This is a genomic window from Acidibrevibacterium sp., from assembly GCF_049965395.1.
Lineage (GTDB): Bacteria > Pseudomonadota > Alphaproteobacteria > Acetobacterales > Acetobacteraceae > Acidibrevibacterium > Acidibrevibacterium fodinaquatile.
In genome coordinates, this window is sequence record NZ_JBMFWJ010000004.1 from 19,747 (window position 1) to 40,155 (window position 20,409).

At 67.7% G+C, this 20,409-nt stretch carries 18 protein-coding genes and 1 riboswitch; of the genes, 12 read left to right on the top strand and 6 right to left on the bottom strand.

The genetic code is table 11. The features are described 5' to 3' along the window. Window positions 1-180: 180 nt before the first annotated feature. The 3 genes from ACP5M5_RS02500 (at window position 181) to ACP5M5_RS02510 (ending at window position 4,390) form a co-directional block, all read left to right on the top strand. A complete protein-coding gene (locus ACP5M5_RS02500; RefSeq protein ID WP_427935308.1) occupies window positions 181-1,311 on the top strand; it encodes a type III PLP-dependent enzyme in 1,131 nt (376 codons plus the stop codon). Window positions 1,312-1,511: 200 nt separating this feature from the next. Then, window positions 1,512-3,386: a hypothetical protein gene (locus tag ACP5M5_RS02505; RefSeq protein WP_427935309.1), complete on the top strand. Its 1,875-nt coding sequence runs from the start codon at window positions 1,512-1,514 to the stop codon at window positions 3,384-3,386. 101 nt (window positions 3,387-3,487) lie between these two features. After that, window positions 3,488-4,390 carry a glycosyltransferase family 9 protein gene (locus ACP5M5_RS02510; RefSeq protein WP_427935311.1) on the top strand — a complete coding sequence of 301 codons (903 nt, stop codon included), beginning with the start codon at window positions 3,488-3,490 and terminating at the stop codon, window positions 4,388-4,390. Between the two features lie 54 nt (window positions 4,391-4,444). On the opposite strand, the gene cobD is transcribed toward ACP5M5_RS02510, so the two are convergent. After that, complete coding sequence (gene cobD / locus ACP5M5_RS02515; protein WP_427935312.1) at window positions 4,445-5,461, bottom strand: threonine-phosphate decarboxylase CobD; 1,017 nt, start codon at window positions 5,459-5,461, stop codon at window positions 4,445-4,447. Between the two features lie 26 nt (window positions 5,462-5,487). On the opposite strand from cobD, the gene cbiB reads away from it, so the two are divergent. Beyond that, complete coding sequence (cbiB, locus tag ACP5M5_RS02520; RefSeq protein WP_427935313.1) at window positions 5,488-6,453, top strand: adenosylcobinamide-phosphate synthase CbiB; 966 nt, start codon at window positions 5,488-5,490, stop codon at window positions 6,451-6,453. On the opposite strand, the gene ACP5M5_RS02525 is transcribed toward cbiB, so the two are convergent. The 3 genes from ACP5M5_RS02525 to cobU all read right to left on the bottom strand — a co-directional run bounded on the left by ACP5M5_RS02525 (window position 6,437) and on the right by cobU (window position 9,168). Beyond that, a complete protein-coding gene (locus ACP5M5_RS02525) occupies window positions 6,437-7,891 on the bottom strand; it encodes a cobyric acid synthase (RefSeq protein ID WP_427935315.1) in 1,455 nt (484 codons plus the stop codon). The two genes, cbiB and ACP5M5_RS02525, sit on opposite strands and share 17 nt — an antisense overlap. A 153-nt stretch (window positions 7,892-8,044) precedes the next feature. Then, window positions 8,045-8,662, bottom strand: coding sequence for a cob(I)yrinic acid a,c-diamide adenosyltransferase (gene cobO / locus ACP5M5_RS02530; protein ID WP_427935316.1), 618 nt, complete (start codon window positions 8,660-8,662; stop codon window positions 8,045-8,047). Further along, a complete protein-coding gene (gene cobU, locus ACP5M5_RS02535) occupies window positions 8,659-9,168 on the bottom strand; it encodes a bifunctional adenosylcobinamide kinase/adenosylcobinamide-phosphate guanylyltransferase (protein WP_427935318.1) in 510 nt (169 codons plus the stop codon). The genes cobO and cobU overlap by 4 nt, the downstream gene beginning before the upstream one ends. 40 nt (window positions 9,169-9,208) lie before the next feature. Beyond that, a riboswitch (cobalamin riboswitch) is annotated at window positions 9,209-9,410 on the top strand. A gap of 95 nt (window positions 9,411-9,505) precedes the next feature. Between cobU and cobW the strand changes: the two genes are divergently transcribed. The 5 genes from cobW to cobJ are packed head-to-tail and all read left to right on the top strand — an operon-like array spanning window position 9,506 to window position 16,058. After that, entirely contained in the window at window positions 9,506-10,564 is a 1,059-nt protein-coding gene (cobW, locus tag ACP5M5_RS02540; protein WP_427935320.1) for a cobalamin biosynthesis protein CobW, read from the top strand. A 4-nt stretch (window positions 10,565-10,568) separates the two neighbouring features. After that, on the top strand, window positions 10,569-13,937 hold the full coding sequence (gene cobN / locus ACP5M5_RS02545; RefSeq protein ID WP_427935321.1) for a cobaltochelatase subunit CobN: 3,369 nt from the start codon (window positions 10,569-10,571) through the stop codon (window positions 13,935-13,937). Continuing rightward, a complete protein-coding gene (locus ACP5M5_RS02550) occupies window positions 13,934-14,566 on the top strand; it encodes a precorrin-8X methylmutase (RefSeq protein ID WP_427935322.1) in 633 nt (210 codons plus the stop codon). The genes cobN and ACP5M5_RS02550 overlap by 4 nt, the downstream gene beginning before the upstream one ends. Then, window positions 14,563-15,309, top strand: a complete 747-nt coding sequence (locus ACP5M5_RS02555; RefSeq protein ID WP_427935323.1) for a precorrin-2 C(20)-methyltransferase — start codon at window positions 14,563-14,565, stop codon at window positions 15,307-15,309. The genes ACP5M5_RS02550 and ACP5M5_RS02555 overlap by 4 nt, the downstream gene beginning before the upstream one ends. Beyond that, window positions 15,306-16,058: a precorrin-3B C(17)-methyltransferase gene (cobJ, locus tag ACP5M5_RS02560; protein WP_427935325.1), complete on the top strand. Its 753-nt coding sequence runs from the start codon at window positions 15,306-15,308 to the stop codon at window positions 16,056-16,058. Before ACP5M5_RS02555 ends, cobJ begins: the two co-directional genes overlap by 4 nt. Here cobJ and ACP5M5_RS02565 read toward each other — a convergent pair. Then, a complete protein-coding gene (locus ACP5M5_RS02565) occupies window positions 16,034-16,789 on the bottom strand; it encodes a cobalt-precorrin-6A reductase (protein ID WP_427935326.1) in 756 nt (251 codons plus the stop codon). The two genes, cobJ and ACP5M5_RS02565, sit on opposite strands and share 25 nt — an antisense overlap. Before the next feature lie 41 nt (window positions 16,790-16,830). Between ACP5M5_RS02565 and cbiE the strand changes: the two genes are divergently transcribed. The 3 genes from cbiE to cobM are packed head-to-tail and all read left to right on the top strand — an operon-like array spanning window position 16,831 to window position 19,180. After that, window positions 16,831-18,042: a precorrin-6y C5,15-methyltransferase (decarboxylating) subunit CbiE gene (gene cbiE / locus ACP5M5_RS02570; RefSeq protein WP_427935417.1), complete on the top strand. Its 1,212-nt coding sequence runs from the start codon at window positions 16,831-16,833 to the stop codon at window positions 18,040-18,042. Further along, window positions 18,039-18,425 (top strand): cobalamin biosynthesis protein, encoded by a 387-nt coding sequence (locus ACP5M5_RS02575; protein WP_427935328.1) that lies wholly within the window; start codon window positions 18,039-18,041, stop codon window positions 18,423-18,425. The genes cbiE and ACP5M5_RS02575 overlap by 4 nt, the downstream gene beginning before the upstream one ends. Next, on the top strand, window positions 18,422-19,180 hold the full coding sequence (gene cobM, locus ACP5M5_RS02580) for a precorrin-4 C(11)-methyltransferase (protein ID WP_427935330.1): 759 nt from the start codon (window positions 18,422-18,424) through the stop codon (window positions 19,178-19,180). The genes ACP5M5_RS02575 and cobM overlap by 4 nt, the downstream gene beginning before the upstream one ends. Here cobM and ACP5M5_RS02585 read toward each other — a convergent pair. Then, the gene (locus ACP5M5_RS02585) at window positions 19,150-20,268 is read right to left on the bottom strand and encodes a cobalt-precorrin-5B (C(1))-methyltransferase (RefSeq protein ID WP_427935331.1); all 1,119 of its coding nucleotides are present in this window, start codon (window positions 20,266-20,268) and stop codon (window positions 19,150-19,152) included. The genes cobM and ACP5M5_RS02585 overlap by 31 nt on opposite strands. Between the last annotated feature and the right edge of the window lie 141 nt (window positions 20,269-20,409).

Below are 20,409 nucleotides of genomic sequence, written 5' to 3' on the forward strand. Positions count from 1 at the left end.
GGGGGAGGGGTCTATGTGCCGCTTCTACGCAGCAACGCACGTGCCTCTAACCTTAGTGGTTACGCAACGACGTCAAGCGTTCTGGCAATCGTCTGGTCGCTGGTTCGTTCGACCGTTTCGCAACTCCGCCCGTCGTCTCGCTACAGACGGGCGCCTGTTTTTCCGGGGAGGCACGGTGCTATGACGCCGAAGATCGCCCGCTATTTGTCTGAGGTTCAGCCGGCATCGCCGTGCCTGGTGGTCGACGTCGATCGCGTCGAGGAGAATTACCGCGCGTTGCGCGCGGCTCTCCCGCTCGCGCGCATCTATTATGCCGTCAAGGCCAATCCGGCGGCGCCGATTCTCGAGCGCCTGGTGCGGCTTGAGAGCGCGTTCGACGCCGCGAGCTTCGAGGAGGTCGCCGCCTGTCTCGCCGCCGGCGCGCGCCCCGAGGCGATCAGCTTCGGCAACACCATCAAGAAGGCGAGCGCGATTGCCGCCGCGCATCACGCCGGCATCTCGCTTTTTGCCTTCGATTCCGCCGAGGAGCTGGAAAAAATCGCCCGCCACGCGCCGGGAAGCCGGGTCTATTGCCGCATCCTGGTCGCCAATGACGGGGCGGATTGGCCGCTTTCGCGCAAATTTGGCACCAGCGTCGAACAGGCTCGCGCCTTGATGCTGCGCGCCGGCGAGATCGGGCTCGACCCTTACGGGCTTTCCTTTCACGTCGGCAGCCAGCAAAAGCATGGCGCCGCCTATGAGGCGGCGATCGGCCAGGTCGCGATGCTGTTCACCGATCTCACCGAGCGCGGGGTCAATCTCCGCCTGCTCAATCTCGGTGGCGGCTTCCCGGTCCGCTATCGCGACGAGGTGCCGGACATCGATCACTTTGCCCACGCCATCACCCGGGCGCTGACCCGGCATTTCGGCAATGCCATTCCCGATATCGCGATCGAGCCCGGGCGCTTCGTGGTTGGCGATGCCGGCGCGGTGCGAAGCGAGGTGGTGCTGGTCAGCCGGCGCGACCCGGAGAGCGATCTCCGCTGGGTCTATCTCGATATCGGGCGCTTCGGCGGCCTCGCCGAAACCGAGGGCGAGGCGATCCGCTATGCCATCACAACGCCGCATGACGGCGGCGCGACCGGCCCGGTCGCGATCGCCGGGCCGACCTGCGACGGCGCCGACATTCTCTATGAAAAAGCCGACTACCGCCTGCCGTTGGCGCTCGCCAGCGGCGACGCCGTCACCCTGCTCGCGACCGGCGCCTATGTCAGCACCTATGCCAGCCAAGGCTTCAACGGCTTCGCGCCCTTGGCCGAACATTATATCTGAATATCTGACGTTCGCGACATCCCGACATGGGGGGAGGTGCCCACCCCCGGCGGGGGCGCTTGTGTGTCCAAATTAGTTATATCGTATAGTTATATTATATCATGATTTTGTCATAAAATTGTCTTCACAATGATCACGAAACGGTGATCTCAGACGATTAGGGTTCGCGCGCTTTCCCCACCAGCGACGCGGACCCCGTGATGTTGATGATCTCTTTGTCGAGGCGCCCCTCGCGGCGCCTCTCCTTTGCCCTCGCCACCGCGCTTGCCACCATCCCCGCTGCCGTCAGCTTCGCCCCGTTCGCGGCGCGCGCGCAGCAGGCGAGCGATGACGGCTTGGATGCGGTCGAGAAGCAAATCCAGGATCTGCAAAAGCAATTGCAGCAACTGAAAAAACAGCTCGCCGCCGAGGCCAAGGCGAAAGCGGCGGAGGCCGCTAAGCTGAAGGCTGCGGAAAACGCCGCCCCGAGCAACGCCGCTATCGCGCCCGGGGGCGGGCCGGGCACCGCCGCGGCGATGGGGCTTGCCACCGCCCCGCTCGCCGCCGGCGCGCTTCAGGCGCAAGGTGGGGCGCCGCCGCCGCTGGTGCCGCAGCAAGTACCGCCCAATATCGCGCCGCCGGCGGCCGGCGGCACCAACGTCAACTTGACGCCGCCGCAGGCTTTCTCCGATCAGGTGCCGATCACCACGGTGCCGCCGCCGCCGGGCTCGGATTCGCTCTCGTCGGCGAGCCCGGCGATCCTCACCCAGATGGCGCCAGGGTATTCGCTACGAGTCGGCGGCCTCGCGCTGACGCTCGGCGGCTATGTCGAAGCGCCGCTCATCTACCGCGACCATGCGGAAACCACCGGCATCAATTCAGGGTTCGGCACCGCCATTCCGCTGCCCAACAACCCGGAATATTATATGTCGGAAATACGGGGTGATGCGCGTCAGAGCCGCTGGGCGGCACTCGCGCAGGGCAATATCTCGGATTCGATTTCGGTCGCCGCCTATCTCGAGGGCGACTTCCTTTCCGCACCGCCCACCGCCAACGCGATCCAGAGCAATTCCTACACGCCGCGCTGGCGCCTCTATTATGCGCAGGTCGACGATTCCGACCTCGGACTCCATGCGGCGTTTGGCGAGATTTGGTCGCTCGTGGTGCCGTTCAAAGTGGGGATGGTGCCGCGTCAGGAACTGATCCCGATCGATCCTGAGGCGCAATACGTGGTCGGCTTCCAATGGAACCGGAATTTCGGTCTCCGTTTGGTCAAGAGTTTCGACGATAACATCTTCAATGTCGGTCTCGCCATCGAAAGCCCCGAGACGGTCTATGCGCTCGGGCCGAATGGGGTCGGGGCGCCGGGAACCACCAGCTATTACTTCCCAGGTGGGCCCACGTTATATTCAGGCACCAGCTACACCAACGAGTTGACGCCCGATGCCGTGCTCAAGGTCACCGCCGATCCGGGCTTTGGCGGGCATTACGAGGTCTATGGCGTAGCGCGTTCCGCTCAGACCCGCACCACGCTCGGCGACGGCGGGCAGAACCACGTGGTTGGGATGGGCGGCATCGGCGGCACCGCGCTCTATTCCCTCTTCGACCAGAAGCTCGACCTATACACCACGGAGTCGTGGGGGTACGGGATGGGGCGCTATACCTCCTCCGGCTTGCCTGACGCGACGATCGGCCCCAACGGCGCCGCCAAGCCGTTGCCGGCGGCGACGTTCCTGCTCGGCGCCATCGGCCATCCCACCGATGCGATCGATATCTACTCTTATCTCGGCCGCGAGCAGGTCTCAGCGGAGAGCTTCAATGCCAACGGCAAAGCCTATGGCTATGGCAACCCGCTTTATTCCAATGCCGGCTGTGACATTCAACTCGGCGCGCCGTGCGTTGCCAATTTCTCCTCGTCCACCGAAGTCACCGTCGGCGCCTGGTGGCGTTTCCTCGAGGGCAACAATGTCGGCGTCTTCCTTGTCGGCCCGCAATATGAATATATCCGCCGCGGTGATTTTCGCGGCATTGGCGGCGCGCCGACCGTCAACGAGCAGATGTATATCCTGAGCTTCCGCTATTACCCCTTCCAGTAGCCGGCGGTTGCGGTCGTCGGGGGTGGCGGCGTTGCGTTTGTCCCCCCGGCGGCCTATGGCCTGGGCATGGCAACGAAACGACTCCGCCCCGGCCTGCTCTGATGCGCATTCTGTTCATCTCGGCCAACCGCATCGGCGATGCGGTGATCACCACCAATGTGCTAGACTACCTTATTCGCACCTATCCCGAGGCGCGGATCACCGTGGTTTGCGGCGGGGTCGCGGCCGGGGTGTTCGAGCGCATGCCCAATCGCGAACGCACCCTCGTTCTCGACAAGCGCCGCTATGATCTGCATTGGCTCGCGCTGTGGCGCGGCGTTGTCGGGACGCGCTGGGATCTGGTGGTCGATTTCCGGCGCTCGCTGATTTCCTATCTGGTGTGGACGCGAAAGCGCGCCCTCAAGCCGCGGCGCTCGTTGGGGCGCAAGCACGAGCAATTTGCCGCGGCTCTCGGGATCCGCCCGGCGCCGCTTCCTGTGGTTTGGGTAAACGACGCCGATCGCGCCCACGCCGCGGCATTTTTGCCCGGCGATCGCCCAGTGATCGGCTTTGGCCCGACCGCGAATTGGCCGCCGAAAGCCTGGCCGGCGGCGCATTTCGCAGCGCTCTTTCAGCGTCTCGCCGCCGAGCGTCTGCCGGGCGCGGCGGCGGCGGTTTTCGCCGGGCCGGGCGAGGCGGAGCGGGCGATGGCGGCGCCGCTGCTGGCGCTTCTGCCCGAGGCGATCGATCTCCGTGGCCAGCTCAGCCTGCCCGAGGCCGCCGCCTGCTTGCAGCGCTGTGCCCTTTATGTCGGCAATGATAGCGGCCTCATGCATCTCGCCGCCGCCGCCGGGGTGCCGACGGTCGGGCTGTGCGCCGCAACCCGCGATCGCGCCGCCGAAATGGCCCCGGCCGGTCGCTTCGCCGATTGGGCGCTCGGGGAGTCGGAAGACATGAGCGCGCTCAGCGTCGAGACCGCTTTCGCGACCGCGCTTCGGCTGATGGCGGACGCGGCGACGGCGTGACTGGGCAGCGCCGTAGGCACTGCCCAGCGGACAAACGTTTTTTGGTTCTTTTTTTCAAAAAAGAACATTTCTCCTCATTTCCGCGAGCGCCGCGAGCAGGCGGGGGAAAGCCGCGCCGGGCAGGCCGAAGCGGAGCCAACGCGGATGGGCGGGAAAGCGGCGGACCAGGATGCCGGCGGCGCCGAGGTGCGCGAACACCGAAGCCGCGTCTTCGCTTTCGACCAGGCGAAACAGCGCGGTGCCGCCACGCGGGGCGAGACCGGCGGCGGCGAGCGCGGTATCGAGTCGGGTGGCATCCTCGGTGAGCCGCGCCGCCATCGCCGAGCGCCAGGCGGCATCGGTGAGCATCGCGGTCCCGATCGTGATCGCCGCACCGCTGACCGGCCAGGGGCCGAGCGCGGCGCGGAGCCGCGATGCGAGGTCCGCCGGCGCGAGCGCGAAGCCGAGCCGGAGCCCGGCGAGCCCGCTCGCCTTGCCGAACGAGCGCAGCACGATGACGCCGCGCGCGGGCAACCGCGGCACCACGGAAACCCCGTCCGGCGCGAAATCTGCGAAGGCTTCGTCCACCACGAGAAGGCCGCCGCGTGCCGCCAGGGGTGCTGCGAGAGCGCTGAGGTCGGCGGCGGTGATCACCCGCCCGTCAGGGTTGTTGGGATTGCAGAGCACCACGATCTCTGCCGCCTCTGCCTCCGCGAGGGTTGCGACCTCGCGCACGCGATGCCCGGCGTGGCGCCAGGCGAACGCGTGCTCGGCATAGGTCGGCGTGAGCACCGCGACCTCCGCCCGGGGGAGAAGCAGCGGCAACAGCCCGATCAGCGCTTGTGAGCCCGGGGCTGCGACCGCTTCGCCCGCCGCCAAGCCATAGGTCCGCGCCGCCGCCGCTTCCAACGCCGCCAGGGCTTCGGGCTCGGGAAGCCGGGTGAGATGCGTCTCGGGAAGCGCCGGCGCCGGGTAAGGATAGGGGTTGATCCCGGTCGAGAGATCGAGGATCGGCGTCGGCGCATCGGGAAACAGCCGGCGAAACGCGCCGAGCCGCCCGCCATGAACGGGCGGTGCCTCTTGGCCGCTCATCGCCGCCCCGCCATGAATGCCCCGCGATGCGCGCTCATCTCACCCTCCTCGCCGCCGGCCTGATCTTTGATGCCGTGTTCGGCTATCCGGCTTGGCTTTACCGCCGCATCGGCCATCCCGTCACCTGGCTTGGCGCGCTGATCGCAACGCTCGAGCGGCGTTGCAACCGCGCGACCCTCGGCCCCGCGCGGCGCCGGGCGCTGGGGGTAATGGCGCTGACGCTGGTGCTGCTCGCCGCCACCCTGCCGGCGATCGGGGTGGAGGTGCTCTGTCATCGCCTGCTGCCCGGCATCATGGGTGATCTCGTGCTCGGCGTGATCGCCTCTTCGTTGTTGGCGGCGCGCAGTCTCCATGACCATGTTCGTGCGGTTGCCGAAGCGCTTGCGCGCGGCGGCCTCGCCGGCGGGCGGGCGGCGGTTGGCGCAATCGTCGGGCGCGACCCCGCGGCGCTGGACGAAGCCGGTGTCCTCCGCGCCGCGATCGAGAGTCTCGCCGAGAATTTTTCCGATGCCGTCATCGCGCCCGCCTTCTGGGGCGCGCTGTTCGGCCTTCCGGGCCTTGCGCTTTACAAAGCCGCGAACACCGCCGACAGCATGATCGGCCATCGCACCGCGCGTTTTGCCGATTTCGGTTTTGCCGCGGCCCGCTTCGATGACCTGATCAATCTCCCGGCGGCGCGGCTTGCGGCCCTCTTGCTCGCGCTCGCGGCGCCGCGGCGTCTGCCGGCGGCGCTGCGGGCGGCGTTGCATGATGCGCGGCATCATCGCTCGCCCAATGCCGGCTGGCCGGAGGCGGCGATGGCGGGCGCGCTCGGGCTCCGCCTCGCCGGGCCACGCGTTTATGAGGGCATCGCCGTGTTCGACGCTTGGATGGGCGATGGGCGGGCTGAGGCGAATGCGCGCGATCTCGCCCGCGCGCTCGCGCTCTATCGCCGTGCCGTCGCGCTCACCCTCGCTCTCGTGCTGGTTTTCGCCGTCATCGCGCGAGGCTGAGGAGGGCCGCGAGATCGATATGGCGGGCGAGATGATCGGCCAGGGCATCGAGCGTCGTCTCGATCAGGTGGTCGAACGAGAGCAGCCGTGACGCGGCGCCAAAACGCGCGAGCCAGCCGGCGCGGGCCGCATCATCGGCGAACATCCCGTGCAGGTAGGTGCCGAAAACCCGGCGATCGAGGGAGGCCGCCCCCTCTGCGCGGCCATCGGCGAGGCGATGCAGAGAATGGGCGAGGGCGGGGCCGAAACTCTCGCCGAGATGCATCTCATAGCCGCGCACCGGGGTTTGATCGAGGAGATTGACGCCGGCCACTTCTGCGAGACGTTTTGCCGGCCCGAGAACGGTACGGAACGCGAGCAGGCCGAGACCGGGCGAGTGGCCGGCCTCGCCTTCAATCCCGTCAGGATCTGCGATGTCCTCGCCGAGCATTTGAAACCCGCCGCAAATCCCGATCAGCGCGCCGCCCTGGCGATGATGGGCGAGAAGATCGATGTCCCACCCTTCGGCGCGCAACGCCGCGAGATCGGCCCGTGTCGCTTTCGAGCCGGGGAGAAGAATGACATCAGCAGGCGGCAACGGCGCGCCGCGCGGCGCGAGTGTCAGCGCGATGTCGGGCTCGGCAAAAAGTGGGTCGAGATCGTCGAAATTCGCGATATGGGGCAAAAGCGGCACCACGAGGCGAAGCCGCCCCGCGCGGGCAACGCTCGGGGCGAGATCGGCGGCATCTTCCGCCGGCAGATGGCGCGCTTGCGCAAAAAACGGCACGAGGCCGAGCGCTGCCCAGCCGGTGCGGGCGGCGATGAACTCCATGCCATCAGCGAACAGCGCGGCATCGCCGCGCATCCGGTTGATGATGAACCCCTTGATCAGCGCTTCATCTTCCGCCGCGAGCACGGTTTTGGTGCCGATCACGCTCGCGATCACGCCGCCGCGGTCGATATCGCCGATCAGTACCACGGGCAGCCCGGCGGCGCGCGCAAATCCCATATTGGCGATGTCGTTTTCGCGGAGATTGACCTCAGCGGCACTGCCTGCGCCTTCGACCAGAACCAGATCATGCGCCGCGCCGAGTTCGGCGAAGCTTTCGAGAATGGCAGGCAAAAACGCGTGCTTTTTCACCTGCCAGGCGCGCGCCGGCGCCGCCCCGACCACGTGGCCGCGCAACACGATCTGCGCCCCGATCTCGCTTTGCGGCTTGAGCAGCACCGGGTTCATATGCACGCTCGGTGCGATCCCCGCGGCCCGCGCCTGCAGCGCCTGCGCCCGCCCGATCTCGCCGCCCTCCGGTGTCACCGCGGCATTGTTCGACATGTTCTGCGGCTTGAACGGCGCGACACGGAGCCCGCGCCGCGCAAACGCACGACAAAGCCCGGCAACGATCAGCGACTTGCCGACACTCGAGCCGGTGCCTTGGAACATCAGCGCGCGCGCTGTCATGAAAGATCTTCTTTTTCTGAAGAAAAAGAAGCAAAAAGACTTTTGTCCCGTTTCCTCAGAGCGGCCAGTGCCGCAGGCACTGGCCAACGGGGAAAAGTTTTTTGGTTCTTTTTTTCAAAAAAGAACAGATTCTTCCTCAAACTCATGGAACTCTTAAAACTCGATCCCCTGCTGCGCGCGCACGCCGGCGGCGAAATGATGTTTCGTGAGTGTCATTTCCGTCACCAGGTCGGCCGCCGCGCAGAGTTCCGGCTTGGCGTTGCGCCCGGTGATGACGATGTGCTGCATGGGTGGCCGCGCCGCGATCGCTGCGAGAACCTGATCGAGCGCGAGATAATCATAGCGAAGGGCGATGTTGAGTTCGTCGAGGATGACGAGCGCGATGTCTTCGCGGGCAAGCAGGCGGGTGCTCACCGCCCAGGCGTGCGCGCAGGCGGCGATGTCGCGGGCGCGGTCCTGGGTTTCCCAGGTGAAGCCTTCGCCAAGCGTGTGCCATTCCATGAGATCATCGAAACGTGCCAGCGCCGCGCGCTCGCCGCTCTGCCAGGCGCCTTTGATGAATTGCACGACGCCGACCCGCCGCTGATGGCCGAGCATGCGCAGAGCGAGGCCGAAGGCCGCGGTCGATTTGCCCTTGCCTCGCCCGGTATGGACGATGAGGAGGCCTTTCTCGATGGTTTTCGCCGCAACCTCGACGTCCTGAACCGCCTTGCGTTTGGCCATGCGGGCGCGGTGGCGGGCGTTTTCGGGCGGCTCAGCAGTCTCATTCATGGGCGTTTCACCTCGATCGGATAGCCGGCGACCATCATCAGCACCCGATCGGCGCGGGCCGCAAGTCTTTGATTGAGCGCGCCGGCCTCGTCACGGAACCGCCGCGCGAGCGCATTATCGGGCACGATGCCGAGCCCAACCTCGTTCGCGACGAGCGCGATCGGCGCGGGATGGGCGAAAAGCGCCTCCTCGAGCGCCGCCGCCGCGAGCGCGATATCGTTGCCGGCGAGCATCAGATTGGAAAGCCAGAGCGTCAGGCAATCGACCAAAGTCGGGAGCGGCGCCGCATCGCTGATCGCCGCGGCGAGCGCGATCGGCGCCTCGATCGTTCGCCAGCGTGGCCCGCGCCGAGCGCGGTGGGAGGCGATCCGCGCCGCCATTTCGGCGTCCCCGGCTTCGGCGGTCGCGATATAGGCGAGCGGGCCGGGATGGCGCGCGATCAGGCGCTCGCCCTCGGCGCTTTTCCCTGAGCGCGCACCGCCGAGAATGAGGGTCATCCGCGCCATCGCCGCCCAACCTCCCGCATTGACTTCCGAACCCGCCCGCCCATAAAACCACAGCGATGGTTCTTCCGCGAGGGAGATGAAAAGGGAACGCGGTGCCGGGCGCATGGGGCGCCCCAAAGCCGCGGCTGCCCCCGCAACTGTGAGCGGAAAGCCTCTGTCCAAACGCCACTGGGATTTCCGGGAAGGCGGGCGGGGGCGACGGATCCGCGAGCCAGGAGACCTGCCATCACCCTTGATCGCGCCACCAGGCGGGGTGCCCTGGCGGCGACGGCGCGTTGCGCCGCTTCCGTTGCCGCGATGGCGGCTGCGGGCGATGCCGTGCCCCGGAGAGTGCCGCATGCGATCTGCCAATGTCACCAATTCGGGGTCGGGCAAAATCCCCGCGACCATCATCACCGGCTTTCTCGGCGCCGGCAAAACCACTTTGGTGCGTCACACGCTCGAACAGGCTGGCGGGCGGCGCATCGCGATCATCGTCAATGAATTCGGAGAACTTGGCATCGACGGGGACTTGCTGAAAAGCTGTGGCATTCCCGGCTGCGCCGAGGACAGCATCGTCGAACTCGCCAATGGCTGCCTGTGCTGCACGGTCGCCGAGGATTTTCTGCCGACCATGGCCGCCCTCCTCGATCGCGCCGAGCCGCCCGAGCATATCCTGATCGAAACCTCGGGCCTCGCGCTTCCGAAACCGCTGATCAAGGCGTTCAACTGGCCAGACGTGCGCGCACGCACGACGGTCGATGGCGTGATCGCGGTGCTCGATGCCGCGGCGGTGGCGGCGGGGCGGTTCGCCGACGATCCGGCGGCACTCGCCGCTCAACGCGCCGCCGATCCGGCGCTCGATCACGACAACCCGCTCGCCGAGGTGTTTGAGGACCAGATCAACGCCGCCGATCTCGTGCTCCTCAATAAAGCCGATCTCCTCGATCCCTTGGCGCTCGCGGCCTTGGCCGCTGACATTTCGAAGAAAATTCCACGCGCGGTGAAAATTCTCAGCATCACGCAGGGAAAAATCGATCCCGGCATTCTGCTCGGGCTCGCCGCCCAGGCCGAGGACGATCTCGCGGCGCGCCCGTCCCATCACGATGCTGTCGATGGCGCGCATGAACATGATGATTTCGAGAGTTTCGTCCTCGATCTTCCCGAAACGGCTGAGCCGGAGCCCCTGATCACGCGGCTTCGCCTGCTCGCTGAGCAGCACGACATTCTCCGCGTCAAGGGATTTCTCGCGCCGCCCGATAAGGCGTTGCGCTGCGTGATCCAAGGCGTCGGGGCGCGGTTTCAGCATTATTTCGATCGCCCATGGCGCGCCGATGAGCCGCGCCGGGCGCGCCTCGTGGTGATTGGCGAGCGTGGTCTCGATCGCGCCGCGATCAGCGCCGCACTGACGCACTGAGCCGATGCATCTCCTGGTTCGCGAGACGCGCGCGCTCGATGAAGACGAAGCGGCGATCGATCTCGGCCAGAGTCCGGCCGACATGGTATTTCTCTCGTTTGCCGCAAGCGATCTCGCCGCCGCCGCACGCGCTTGGGCACGGTTGCGGGCGGGATGGCAGGAGGCGGCGGCGCCGCGCCTTCGCCTTGCCAATCTGCGACAACTCCGGCATCCGATGTCGGTCGATCTCTATCTTGAAAACGTTGCGGCAAACGCGCGAGTCATCATCGTTCGCTTGCTCGGCGGCCTCGATTACTGGCGCTATGGGGTGGAGGAACTCGCCGCCCTCTGCCGCGCGCGTGGGATCGCGCTCGCGCTGCTCGCCGGCGATCAGCGCGAGGATGCGGAACTCGCGGCTCTTTCCACTGTGACGGCGGCGGCGCTTGCGCGGCTCGATCGCTTCTTTCGCGAAGGCGGCGTTGACAACGTTGCCGGCGCTCTCGCGCTCGCCGCCCATCTCGGTGGTTTCTGCGAGGATAGCGGCGCGCCGGTCGTCGCGATGCCGTCTTGCGGCGAATACGCTCTGATCACGCCGGACGTCACGCGGCAAAGTGCTTGGGCAGAGGCGGCGATCGTCTTTTACCGCGCCCATCTTCTCGCCGGTGATATCGCGCCGATCGAGGCTTTGGCCGCGGCGCTGGCGCGCGCCGGCGTTGCCGCGCGGCTGCTCTTTGTCGATTCGTTGAAGGAGGCGACGGCAAGGGCGTTTATCGCCGAAACCCTTGCCGCGACGCGTCCTGGAATCGTGCTCGCGGCGACCGGGTTTGCCGCGCGCGGCGAGGATGGAACACCCTCGCCGCTGGAAGCGGCGGAAGCGCCGATTTTGCAACTCGTGCTTGCTGGCGGATCACGCGAGGATTGGGAAAAATCGCAGCGTGGCCTCGCACCCGCCGATCTTGCAATGCAGGTGGTGTTGCCCGAGCTCGATGGCCGCCTGCTCGCCGGTGCGATCTCTTTCAAAGCGCCGGCAAGCCCCGCCAGCGATTGCGAATTCGTGCCCGAGCAGCACGCGCCCGATCCCGGCGGGATCAACCGCGCCGCGGACCTTGCAATCGGCTGGCTGCGGCTTGCCGCGACACCGCCCGCCGAGCGGCGGCTTGCGATCGTGCTTGCCGATTATCCGACCCTCGTTGGTGGGCGCGCGCATGCTGTCGGGCTCGATACTTTGGGCAGTCTCGCTGAAATATGCGATCTCCTTGGCGCCGGCGGCTACACCATTGCACCCTTCGCGCGCGAAGCCTTGGCGGGATCGCTGTGTGACGCCGAGCCGACGCCTATCCTCTCGCTTGCGGCGTATCACGCGCTCTATGCCGAATTGCCGGCGGCGGCGCGCGAGCGGATCATCGCTGCTTGGGGCGCGCCGGAAGCGGATCCCGCTTGCGTTGGCGGGCATTTCACGCTGCGCCATCTTCGTCTCGGCAATATCCTTGCCGCGATCGAGCCCGATCGGGGTGAGGCGCGGCGGCGCAAGGAAACCTATCACGATCCCGATCTGCCACCGCGCCATGGCTATGTCGCGTTTCACCTTTGGCTCCGCCATCGCGAGCGCATCCATGCTCTTGTTCCGCTCGGCGCGCACGGCATGCTGGAATGGCTGCCGGGCAAGGCGGTGGCGCTGCATGAGGCGTGTTTTCCAGCACTGCTCGTGCGCGGTCTTCCGGTGATTTATCCTTTCATCGTCAACAATCCCGGCGAGGCGGCGGCGGCGAAGCGGCGGCTCGGCGCACTTACGCTCGGCCATCTGACGCCGCCCTTGATGCGCGCCGGCTTGCATGGTGAGGCCGCCGCGCTCGAACGCCTGATCGACGATTATGCGGCGGCGTCCGGGCTCGATCGAGAGCGCGCACGCCATCTTCGCCGTGAGATTCTCGCGCGCGCGCGCTCATCCGGCCTTGCCGCCGAAGCCGGGTGCGAGGATACCGCGCGCGAGGACGAACTGCTTGCCAAACTCGATGCCTATCTCTGCGATATCAAGGATCGCCTGATCGGCGACGGGTTGCATGTGTTTGCGCGCGCGCCGGCGCAACGGAGCGCCTTGTTGGCGGCGCTGCGCGAGGCGGCGCCGACGATCGGCGAAGCGGAGATCGCTGCCCGCCTCGATGCCTCGGCGCCGAATGAAGCGCGGAACTTTCTCGCCGCCCTCGATGGCCGCTTCATTCCGCCCGGCCCGGCGGGCGCCCCCTCGCGAGGGCGGGTCGATGTGTTGCCGACCGGGCGCAATATCATCAGCCTCGATCCGCGCGCCATCCCCACGCGCGCCGCCGTCGCGCTCGCCGAGAAACATGCCGCCTCTTTGCTCGAGGAACATCTGCGCCGGCATGGCGCCTGGCCCAAGCGGCTGGTGATCGATCTCTGGGGGAGTGCGACGATACGGACCGGCGGCGAGGCCTTCGCGCTCGCCCTGGTGCTGCTCGGGGCGCGGCCGCTTTGGGACGCGGGCTCGCACCGCGTCAATGGGATCGCGGTGCTCGCGCTCGCCGAACTCGACCGGCCGCGCATCGATGTGACACTGCGCATTTCCGGCCTGTTCCGCGATGCCTTTGCCACCCAAATCGCGTTGTTCGACGATGCCGTCACGATGATCGCGGCGCGCGACGAAGACGCGGCATGGAACCCGCTGGCTGCGCGCGCGCGGCAAAGCGAGGAGGTGCGCCGGATCTATGGCCCGGCGCCCGGCGTCTATGGCCTCGCACTCGGCGATTCGGGTGATCCCGAGACGGGATCAGCGGAGTTCGGCCGTACCTATCTCGCCCAGTCGGCATTCGCCTATGGCACGGGGCACGACGGGCTTGCTGATCAAGCGGGATTGGCGGCCCAGATTGCCGGCGCCGACGCCTATTTTCATATCGCCGATCATAATGAACATGACGTCCTCGCCGATGACGAAATCGCTGCCCACGCCGGCGGCTTTGCCGCGGCGGCGGCGCTGCTTGGCGCAAGCCCCGCGCTCCATTACGCGCGTCCCGCGACCGACGGCTTGCGTGTTGTGACCTTGGCCGAGGAGATCGCGCAGGTGACGCGCGCGCGCGCCGCCAACCCGCGCTGGATCGCGGGACAAATGCGCCACGGCTATCGCGGGGCCGCCGAAATCGCGCGCGCGGTCTCGCCGCTTTCGCTCTTTGCCATGACTTTGCCTTCGCGTTTCGATCGCCAGTTCGATCTCTTGTTTGCGGCAACCCTTGGCAACCCCGAAGTCGATGCGTTTCTCGCCCAAGCCAATGGGGAGGCGCGCCGGGCGCTCGCCGGGCGCTTTGCCGCGATGCGCGCGCGCGATCTCTGGCGCTCGTGGCGCAATGATGTCGGCGAAATCCTTGCTGGCATTCTCGAACCATGAGCAAGCGAGACTATCTCCGCGACGGCGCTGCCATCTATGAGCGCTCTTTTGCGATCATTCGCGCCGAGGCTGATCTCGCGCGGTTTTCGCAAGCGGAAGCGACGATCGCGGTGCGCATGATCCATGCGTGCGGCATAGTCGAGATCGCCGATGATCTCGTGTTTCACCCCGATTTTTGTGATGCCGCGATTGCGTCACTTGCCGCTGGCAAACCGATTTTCTGTGACGCCAACATGGTCGCGGAAGGGGTGACGCGCGCCCGCCTTGCGGCCGCCAATCCGGTGATCTGCACGCTTGCGGCACCGGGCATCGCGGCGCTTGCGTCGCGGCTCGCAACCACACGGTCGGCGGCCGCGCTCGATCTTTGGGGAGAGGCCCTCGCCGGCGCCCTCGTTGTCATCGGCAATGCGCCAACCGCGCTGTTTCGCCTTCTCGAAATGCTCGATGCCGGCGCGCCGCGGCCGGCGGCGGTGATAGGGATGCCGGTCGGCTTCGTCGGCGCCGCGGAGTCGAAAGCCGCGCTTGCCGCGGATGGCCGGGTGCCGTTCCTCGTTCTGCCTGGTCGGCGCGGCGGCAGCGCGATGGCGGCGGCGGCGGTGAATGCGCTTGCGGGGCTCGCGCGCCGATGACAAATGATGTCACGAGGGCGGGCGTCCTGCGGGTGATCGGCGTCGGCCCTGGCGATCCCGAATTGATGACGCTGAAGGCGGCGCGGCTCTGCGCGGCCGCCGGCGTCGTCGCCTATTTCGCCAAACGCGGCGAGCGCGGCCATGCCCGCGCCATCGCAGCAAACCATATCCGGCGCGATTGCGAGGAAATCCGCCTCGAATACCCGCTCACCACCGAAATTCCGAGCGACGATCCACGCTATCGGCGCGAGATTGCGGCGTTTTACAAGGATGCCGCGGCGCGGCTTGCGGGGCTGCTGGGCGCCGGGCGCGACATTGCCCTGCTTTGCGAGGGCGATCCGATTTTCTATGGCTCTGGCCTTCATCTTCTCGAACGTCTCGATGCCGATTTCGCGACCGAAATCATCCCTGGCGTCTCCGGCATGAGCGGCTGCTGGGCGCGGGCGCGGCTGCCCTTGCTGCGCGGCAGCGACTGCCTTGTGGTGCTGCCCGCGACCCTCGATGCGGCGACGATGGCCGCCAAACTCGCCTCCGTCGAGGCCGCCGTGATCCTGAAACTCGGGCGTAATCTCAGCAAGGTTCGTAAAGTTCTGGAGGATGCCGGCCGGCTCGTTGACGCCGCCTATATCGAGCGGGGCACGATGGCGGAGGAGTGCGTGATGCCGCTTGTCGCGCGCGATCCGGCGTTACCCGCGCCCTATTTCTCGCTGCTTATCATCCCCACCCGCGGCAGCCGGCGATGAGCGGGCGGGTTTTCGTCATCGGAATCGGGCCGGCGGGTGAGGCGATGATGACGCAAGAGGCGAAAGACGCGCTGGCGCAAGCGAGCGATGTCTTCGGCTATGGCCCCTATCTCGCGCGCCTTGCCGAAATCCCGGGTCAAAGTCGGCATCCGTCCGATAACCGCGTCGAACGCGCGCGCGCCGAGCAGGCGCTGGCGCTGGCCGCAGCGGGCAAGCCGGTCGCCCTGGTCTCAGGCGGTGATGCCGGCGTTTTCGGCATGGCGGCGACAGTGTTCGAGGCAATAGAAGCCGGCGATCCCGCGTGGCGGGCACTCGATGTCTCCATCATCCCCGGGATCACCGCGATGCTCGCGGCGAGTGCCCGGCTCGGCGCGCCGCTCGGGCATGATTTCTGCGCGATCTCGCTCTCGGACAACCTCAAGCCCTGGGCCTTGATCGAAAAGCGCTTGCGGGCGGCGGCGGACGCGGATTTCGTCATCGCGCTTTACAACCCGATCTCGCGCGCACGGCCCTGGCAGCTCGGCGCGGCGTTCGCGATTTTGCGCGAGACGATCCCGCCCGAGACCCCGGTCGCCTTCGCGCGCGCGATCGGGCGCGCCGATGAGCGGATCACGCTGTTTTCGCTCGCGAGCGCCGATCCCGCGCACGCCGACATGGCAACCCTGGTCATCATCGGCGCGCGGGCGAGCCGGCTGATCGCGCGCCGCGATGCACGCGCGTGGTTTTACACGCCGCGTTTTGCGTCATGAAGCCGCCCGAGCCAGGCGAGCGCGCCGTCGCGATCGGTGACGACGGGACCGCTCGCTGGCGGCGGCGGGCGGGCGATCATCACCACCGGAATCGCGAGCGCCTGCGCCGCATCGAGCTTTGCGCGCATCGCGCCGCCGGAATTCTTGCTCACCAGAACCTCGATCGCCCGCGCGGCGAGCAGCGCGCGCTCGTCATCTTCCGAGAATGGCCCGCGTGCACTGATGATATCGCAATCGGGCGGGAGGAAGGCGGGATCGGGTGGATCGACGCTGCGGATCACATAATGATGCCAGGGGGCGGCGCGGAAGGGCAGGAGATCCTGGCGGCCGATGGTGAGAAAAACACGCCGCCGCTTTGGCCCAAGCGCCTGCGCCGCGGCGGCGAGGTCGCGGACGATGGTCCAGCGCTCGCCGGGTTTGGCGACCCAGGGCGGGCGGGTGAGGGTAAGCAGCGGCACCCCGGCGATGGCCGCCGCCTTGCGCGCGTTGGCCGAAATCTGCAACGCAAACGGGTGCGTTGCATCGATCATGGCGGCGATTCGGTGCGTTGCAAGAAAGGCGGCGAGACCGGCAGCGCCGCCGAACCCACCGCAGCGCCAGGGGATCGGCGGCGGCGCTGGGTTTTTCGTCCGGCCGGCGAGCGAGAGCAGTGGCGCGAAACGCGAATCCGGCGCGAGCACCCGGGCGAGTGCCATGGCCTCCCCGGTGCCGCCGAGAATGAGTATGCTCATGGCGTCGGGTGGCGGCGTTTCCGGGGCGACGTGCGGTGACAATGGATCAACCATGGCTCGGGATTCTCGGCATTGGCGAGGATGGTGTCGAGGGGCTTTCAGCGCCGGCCCGTGCCCGGCTTGCGGCGGCGCGGGTGGTGTTCGGCGGCGCCCGCCATCTCGCCCTCGCCGCCTCGCTGATCAGCGGCGAGGCGATCGCCTGGCCGGCGCGTTTGAAAACCGCGATTCCGGCGATCCTCGCCCGCCGTGGCGTCCCGGTCGTGGTGCTGGTCTCGGGCGATCCCTCATGGTTCAGCCTCGGCAGTCTGCTCGCCGAGCACGTGCCGATGGCGGAAATAGCGATTTTGCCGGCGCCGTCCGCGTTCTCGCTCGCTTGCGCCCGGCTCGGCTGGCCGCTTCAGCATGTGACGACGCTCTCGCTCTGCGGCCGGCCGCTTGCCGCCCTCATCCCGCATGTGCAGCCCCATCGTCGCGTTCTCGCGCTCTCGGCCGATGCGACGACGCCCGGCGAGGTCGCGGACCTGCTCCGCGCGCGCGGTTTTGGGCCGAGCCGGATCCATGTCCTCGAAGCGCTCGGCGGGCCGGGTGAGCGCCGGCGCGACACCACGGCCGCGGATTTCGCGCTCGAAGATATCGGCCCGCTCAACCTCATCGCCCTCGAACTCGTGGCAGTGCCGGGTGCTGCGGTCATTCCGCGCGCCGCCGGGCTCGCCGATGAGTTTTTCGCGCATGACGGGCAGATCAGCAAACGCGAAGCGCGCGCGCTGGCGCTTTCGGCGCTGGCGCCAAGGCGGGGCGAATTACTCTGGGATATCGGCGCCGGCGCGGGTTCCATCGCGATCGAGTGGCTGCTCGCCGATCCCGCCAATCGGGCGATCGCGATCGAGGCTGACCCGACGCGGGCGATGCGCATTCGCCTCAATGCCGAAAATCTTGGTGTCCCCGGGCTCGAGGTGGTCGCAGCCGCCGCGCCGGCGGCACTCGCGGGACTTTCCCGGCCCGATGCCGCCTTCATCGGCGGCGGCGCGCGCACCGAAGGGATGATCGAGGCCGTTTGGGCGGCCCTTGCGCCGGGCGGGCGGCTGGTTGCCCATGCCGTTGCGATCGAAACCGAAATGGTACTGATGGCAGCGCGGGCGGCGTTTGGCGGGCGGATGACCCGGATCGGGATCGAGCGGCTCGAGGCGCTCGGAACGTTGCACGGGTTTCGCCCGGCGATGACAGTGACGCAATGGGCGGTGGAAAAGCCGTGACGGACGCGGTGGTGGTGGCTGGCCTTGGCTGCCGGCGCGGTGTCGCGCTCGCGGCGGTTCTGGCGATCTTGCGCGATGCCGAGGCCGCTTCCGGCGCGCGCCCGACGCGGCTTGCCATCCCCGATTTCAAACGCGAGGAAGTCGCCTTCGCCGCTGCTGCCGCTGAACTCGGCCTGCCGCTTTGCCTGATCGGGGAGAATGCCCTCGCGGGCGCGCAGAAGCAGACGCAAACCCAGTCGGACGCGGCGCGGCGGGCAACCGGGTTCGCCGCCATCGCCGAGGCGGCGGCGTTGGCCGCGCTCGCCCCGGGGGCGCGGCTCATCCTGCCCCGCATCACCGGCGCGGGCGTCACCTGCGCGCTTGCCGAAGGCCTCCCGCGATGACGGTGCATTTCATCGGCGCGGGGCCGGGGGCGGCCGATCTCATCACCCTCCGCGGCCGCGATCTGCTCGGCCGTTGCCGCGTCTGTCTTTACGCCGGCTCGCTGGTTGCCCCAGAGATTCTGGCGTTTTGCCCGCCGGGGGCGCGCCTCGTCGATACCGCGCCGCTCTCGCTCGATGCCATCGAGCGCGAGTTTCTTGCGGCCCACGCGCATGGTGAGGATGTCGCGCGGCTGCATTCGGGCGATCTCGCGGTCTATAGCGCGGTCGCCGAGCAGATCAGGCGTCTTGCCCGCCTCGGTATTCCCTATACGCTGACCCCCGGGGTTCCCGCCTTCGCCGCCGCCGCCGCCGCGATCGGGCGCGAATTGACTCTGCCCGAGCGCGCGCAGAGCGTGGTGCTGACGCGGATTTCTGGCCGCGCCTCGAAAATGCCGGCACGCGAACGCCTGAGCGCCTTTGCCGCGACCGGGGCGACACTCGCGATCCATCTCGCGATCCAGGCGCTGGCGCGGGTGGTTGGCGAGCTTATGCCGGTTTTCGGTGCGGATTGTCCGGTTGCGATCGTTGCCCGGGCGAGCTGGCCGGATCAGCGCATCGTCTGGGGCCGGCTCGGCGATATCGAGGCGCGCCTGGCCGCCGATCCGATCGGGCGCAGCGCCCTGATCCTGGTCGGGCCGGCGCTGGCGGAGGAGGATTTCGCCGAAAGCGCGCTCTATGACGCCGCTTATGTGCGCCGGTTCCGCGGGGCGCGATGAACCGGGGCAAAGGGCGCGCGGCCGAGGAGATCGCCGCCGCGATCGAAAACCAGAATTTCGAGCGCGATGCCGCTGCCCGCAAGCAGATCGGCCGCAACCGTCCAGGCGGCGCCAGCGATGGCATCAGCGAGCGCAAAGCCGGCATCGCGCGCGAGAGTTTCGGCATGGAGCGCGGTTTCGGCGCGGGCGATGGCATCGGCAAGCGGCGCTGGCGCGCCGGCCCGTTGCGCGAGGGTGGCCAGCGCGGCGAAATCGACCAAGCCGCGCTTGGCGTGGAGATCGAGCCTTCCCTGGCCGAGTTTCGCGAGCTTCGCGATGCCGCCGGCGATCGAGAGCCGCGGCACCGGGTGCTGGCGGAGATATTTCAGCATCCCGCCGACGAAATCGCCCATGTCGATCAGAGCCGTCTCGGAGAGTCCGTGCAGCTGCCGCACCGCCGCTTCCGAGGTTCGCCCGGTCGCGCCCGCGATATGGGTGAGCCCGGCAGCGCGGGCGACGTCGATGCCGCGCTGGATGCTGGCGATCCAGGCGGCGCAGGAATAGGGGATGACGATCCCGGTGGTGCCGAGCACCGAGAGCCCGCCCTGTATGCCAAGCCGCGGGTTCAGCGTCTTTTCGGCGAGCTTCTCGCCGTTTTCGATGGAGATTTCGACGATGACATCGCCGGCCGCGCCGTGGCTTGCGGCGACTTCGCCGATCGCGGCGCGGATCATCTGGCGCGGCACCGGGTTGATCGCCGGCTCGCCGGGCGGGATCGGCAGGCCCGGGCGGGTGACCATGCCAACCCCGGGTCCGGCGCGAAAGACAACGCCGGCGCCGGCCGGCGCGGGCGAAACGCGGACCCGGATCAGCGCGCCATGAGTGATATCGGGGTCGTCGCCAGCGTCCTTGACCACGCCGGCGGTCGCGAAATCGGCGGAGCGGGCGGTTTCGGCGAGGGCGAAGGCCGCTTCGCCGCCGCCAGGCAGGGTGATGGTGACGGGATCAGGGAAGGCACCGGCGAGCAACGCCGCATAGGCCGCCTTGGCCGCGGCGGTGGCGCAAGCGCCGGTGGTCCAGCCCCGGCGGAGCAGGCGGGCATCGTTCACGCCGCTCGCTATATCGCGCACTGCGCCCGGGTGCCAGAGAGAGGAGGTTTTATAAGAAGATATTGTTCTTTTTTGAAAAAAAGAACCAAAAAACTTTTATCTGTTCGCGTGGCGGTTGCAGCGTGTCTCCGCAAAAATAAC

What these genes read in the sequence shown, in the direction of transcription:
- cbiB (WP_427935313.1), top strand. Translation starts at nt 5,488, where the DNA reads ATGCGCGCTCATCTCACCCTCCTCGCCGCCGGCCTGATCTTTGATGCC.
- ACP5M5_RS02565 (WP_427935326.1), bottom strand. Translation starts at nt 16,789, where the DNA reads ATGAGCATACTCATTCTCGGCGGCACCGGGGAGGCCATGGCACTCGCC.
- cobJ (WP_427935325.1), top strand. Translation starts at nt 15,306, where the DNA reads ATGAGCGGGCGGGTTTTCGTCATCGGAATCGGGCCGGCGGGTGAGGCG.
- cobU (WP_427935318.1), bottom strand. Translation starts at nt 9,168, where the DNA reads ATGGCGCGGATGACCCTCATTCTCGGCGGTGCGCGCTCAGGGAAAAGC.
- ACP5M5_RS02525 (WP_427935315.1), bottom strand. Translation starts at nt 7,891, where the DNA reads ATGACAGCGCGCGCGCTGATGTTCCAAGGCACCGGCTCGAGTGTCGGC.
- ACP5M5_RS02505 (WP_427935309.1), top strand. Translation starts at nt 1,512, where the DNA reads ATGTTGATGATCTCTTTGTCGAGGCGCCCCTCGCGGCGCCTCTCCTTT.
- cobN (WP_427935321.1), top strand. Translation starts at nt 10,569, where the DNA reads ATGCATCTCCTGGTTCGCGAGACGCGCGCGCTCGATGAAGACGAAGCG.
- ACP5M5_RS02555 (WP_427935323.1), top strand. Translation starts at nt 14,563, where the DNA reads ATGACAAATGATGTCACGAGGGCGGGCGTCCTGCGGGTGATCGGCGTC.
- cobM (WP_427935330.1), top strand. Translation starts at nt 18,422, where the DNA reads ATGACGGTGCATTTCATCGGCGCGGGGCCGGGGGCGGCCGATCTCATC.
- cobO (WP_427935316.1), bottom strand. Translation starts at nt 8,662, where the DNA reads ATGAATGAGACTGCTGAGCCGCCCGAAAACGCCCGCCACCGCGCCCGC.
- cbiE (WP_427935417.1), top strand. Translation starts at nt 16,831, where the DNA reads ATGGATCAACCATGGCTCGGGATTCTCGGCATTGGCGAGGATGGTGTC.
- cobD (WP_427935312.1), bottom strand. Translation starts at nt 5,461, where the DNA reads ATGAGCGGCCAAGAGGCACCGCCCGTTCATGGCGGGCGGCTCGGCGCG.
- ACP5M5_RS02510 (WP_427935311.1), top strand. Translation starts at nt 3,488, where the DNA reads ATGCGCATTCTGTTCATCTCGGCCAACCGCATCGGCGATGCGGTGATC.
- cobW (WP_427935320.1), top strand. Translation starts at nt 9,506, where the DNA reads ATGCGATCTGCCAATGTCACCAATTCGGGGTCGGGCAAAATCCCCGCG.
- ACP5M5_RS02550 (WP_427935322.1), top strand. Translation starts at nt 13,934, where the DNA reads ATGAGCAAGCGAGACTATCTCCGCGACGGCGCTGCCATCTATGAGCGC.
- ACP5M5_RS02500 (WP_427935308.1), top strand. Translation starts at nt 181, where the DNA reads ATGACGCCGAAGATCGCCCGCTATTTGTCTGAGGTTCAGCCGGCATCG.